Raw genomic sequence first — 2,771 nt, forward strand, 5'->3', positions numbered from 1 at the left:
GGGAGAGTAGGACACCGCCGAACACCCGTTCCGAAAGGGGACCCACTCGTTTGGGTCCCCTTTCGTGTTTTCATGAGAGGATTTTTCTGTGTCCGACGGCAACGGTGAACGTCGGTCCTTCAGGAGTGGAGGATCCACTCCGTGGTCGGGCCGCAAGAACGAGCGCGAGGAACGCGCCGGCGACAGCCGCGACGAGCGCGCACCCCGCGACCGCGACGAGCGTGGACGCGGCGACGACCGCCGGCAGGGTGGCTACGGATCCGCCGGACGTTCGTCCGGACGAGACGACCGTCCGCAGCGCGGTGACGATCGGCGCCCCCAGCGCAGTGACGATCAGCGCTCCCAGCGTGGCGACGACCGCCGTTCCTTCCAGGGCGGAGACCGCCGGGATCGCGGCCGCGACGACGCTCGTTCCGGTCGCAGCGACCGTCCCTACCGCGAACGTTCCGGAGGCGACGACCGCCCCCGCCGCAGCGATGACCGGTCGAGCCGCGGCGACGAGCGTGGTCGGCAGTACGGCGACCGTCCCCGTCAGGGTTCGGACCGTCCCGGCGGTGAGCGCAGCTACGGCAACCGCGACGATCGTCGTGGTGGCGACCAGCGAGGTGGCGGCGACCGGCGAGGCTATTCCGGCGACCGCCGTGGCCCCCAGTCCGGCGACCGTCGTGGCGAGGGAGCACCCCGTCGTCGTGGCGGTGAAGGTGGATTCGGTCCGGGTCGCGGGCGCGATGGCATCGCACCGCAGCGCCGCGATGCACGTCCGGACGAGCCGGACATCCCCGACGACGTCGAGGCATCCGAGCTCGACCCGACGATCCGCCGCGATCTGCTGAGCCTGGACAAGTCGAACGCGAACTCCGTCGCCCGGCATCTGGTGATGGCCGGTCGTCTGCTCGACGACGATCCTCGCGCCGCGCTCACCCATGCTCGCGCCGCCCGTCAGCGCGCCGGCCGCATCGCGGTCGTCCGCGAGGCCGCCGGCATCACCGCCTACCACGCCGGAGAGTGGGCGGAGGCGCTGTCCGAACTCCGCGCAGCACGTCGCATGTCCGGTGGTACCGGACTGCTCGCCGTGATGGCCGACTGCGAACGCGGTCTCGGTCGCCCCGAGAAGGCGCTCGAACTGGGCCGGAGCGAGGAAGCTCGCAAGCTGACCGGCGACGAGGCGACAGAGCTGCGGATTGTCCTCGCCGGTGCCCGCATGGATCTCGGTCAGTACGACCAGGCCGTCGTCACCCTGCAGACGCCCGATCTCGACCCCGAGCGGACCGGTACACCGGCTGCCCGTCTCTTCTACGCCTACGCCGACGCTCTCGTCGCCGCCGGGCGGACCGAAGAAGGCCTGCAATGGTTCCTGCACTCCGCAGGCGCGGACATCGAAGGCGTCACCGACGCCGAGGAGCGGGTGGAGGAGCTCACCGGAGAGTCGCCGTGACCGACGGCACCGACGTTTCCGGCAGTACGGCTTCCAGCGACAGTCTGCGTCGGATCTACGACGTCCTGCTGCTCGACCTCGACGGCACCGTCTACCGGGGCGCCGAACCCGTCCCGGGTGCTCGCGAGGCGCTGGCCGCCGGTGACGACACCGTTCTGTACGTGACGAACAACGCCAGCCGCCGGCCGTCGGAGGTCGCCCTGCACCTGCGAGAACTCGGCTTCCCGGCCGACGACTCGTCGGTGGTGACGAGCTCGCAGTCCGCTGCGCGCCTGCTGGCCGAGCGGTTCCCGGCCGGTGTGCCGGTGCTCGTCGTCGGCACCGAGGCCCTGGCCGAGGAGGTGGCCGGTGTCGGCCTCACCCCGGTTCGGTCCGCGGACGCGCATCCGGTGGCGGTGGTGCAGGGGCATTCCCCGGACACCGGATGGGCGATCCTGGCGGAGGCGACGCTCGCCGTCCGCGCAGGCGCTCTGTGGGTGGCCACCAACGTCGACTCGACCCTGCCGACCGAGCGCGGACTCGTCCTCGGCAACGGGTCGATGGTCGCGGCGGTGCACAACGCCACCGGCGCGACCCCGATCGTGGCGGGCAAACCCGCAGCTCCGCTGCTCGAGGACGCGATCCGTCGCGGCGGTGCCCGTCGTCCCCTCGTCATCGGTGACCGGTTGGACACCGACATCGAAGGCGCCAACGCCGTCGGTGCGGATTCCCTGCTCGTGCTGACCGGGGTCAGCACCGTCGACGATCTGCTGCGGGCTCCGGCCGAGCAGCGCCCGACCTACGTCGCGGCCTCGCTCACGAGTCTCGATCAGCCGGCCGACCGGCTCCGTGTCGCATCGCACGACTCGTGGGACGTCACGGTCGACGGGGGTGATCTTCACCTCGCCGCCGCGCCGTCGGCCGCCGATCCGATGGAGGCGCTGCGGGGTCTGCTCGACATCGCCTGGGCCAACCCCGGATTCGGACAGGTCCGTCCGGTGGACGAGCGGGCGCGGTCCGTCGTGGACGCGTGGGCGGCGACGGTCTGATCCGCACCGGAGGGTGTAGCCCGGTCGCATCCATCGACTAGCGTGGACGGCGATGAGCACGCCGATTCCACGTCCGGGCGAACACCTTCCCGGCGCACGCCCCACCGTCGATCCCGCACACGTCCGCGAGGAGGTCGACGCTTTGCTGGCGCGTGTCCGCGAGGGCGCATCCGTCCCCGGTGCCGAGAGCGCCGATCAGTCCGTGCTGCTCGAGCAGGCCGACCTGCTCGAACGAGCCCACGAGGTCCTCGTGCAGGCTTTGTCGGCTCTTCGCAGTTAGCAGTGGTACTGGTGCCGGCTGGGTGCGA

At 71.3% G+C, this 2,771-nt stretch carries 3 protein-coding genes; all 3 read left to right on the forward strand.

All coding sequences use genetic code 11. The annotated features are described in order from the left end of the window. Positions 1 to 88 precede the first annotated feature (88 nt). The 3 genes from QR64_RS28885 to QR64_RS14140 are packed head-to-tail and all read left to right on the forward strand — an operon-like array spanning position 89 to position 2,743. Positions 89 to 1,435, forward strand: coding sequence for a hypothetical protein (locus QR64_RS28885; RefSeq protein ID WP_084222337.1), 1,347 nt, complete (start codon positions 89 to 91; stop codon positions 1,433 to 1,435). Then, a complete protein-coding gene (locus QR64_RS14135; RefSeq protein WP_019289626.1) occupies positions 1,432 to 2,463 on the forward strand; it encodes an HAD-IIA family hydrolase in 1,032 nt (343 codons plus the stop codon). The genes QR64_RS28885 and QR64_RS14135 overlap by 4 nt, the downstream gene beginning before the upstream one ends. A gap of 52 nt (positions 2,464 to 2,515) precedes the next feature. Beyond that, positions 2,516 to 2,743, forward strand: coding sequence for a hypothetical protein (locus tag QR64_RS14140; protein WP_039585787.1), 228 nt, complete (start codon positions 2,516 to 2,518; stop codon positions 2,741 to 2,743). Positions 2,744 to 2,771 lie beyond the last annotated feature (28 nt).

The organism is Rhodococcus sp. Chr-9, from assembly GCF_000801125.1.
Taxonomy (GTDB): domain Bacteria; phylum Actinomycetota; class Actinomycetes; order Mycobacteriales; family Mycobacteriaceae; genus Rhodococcus; species Rhodococcus pyridinivorans.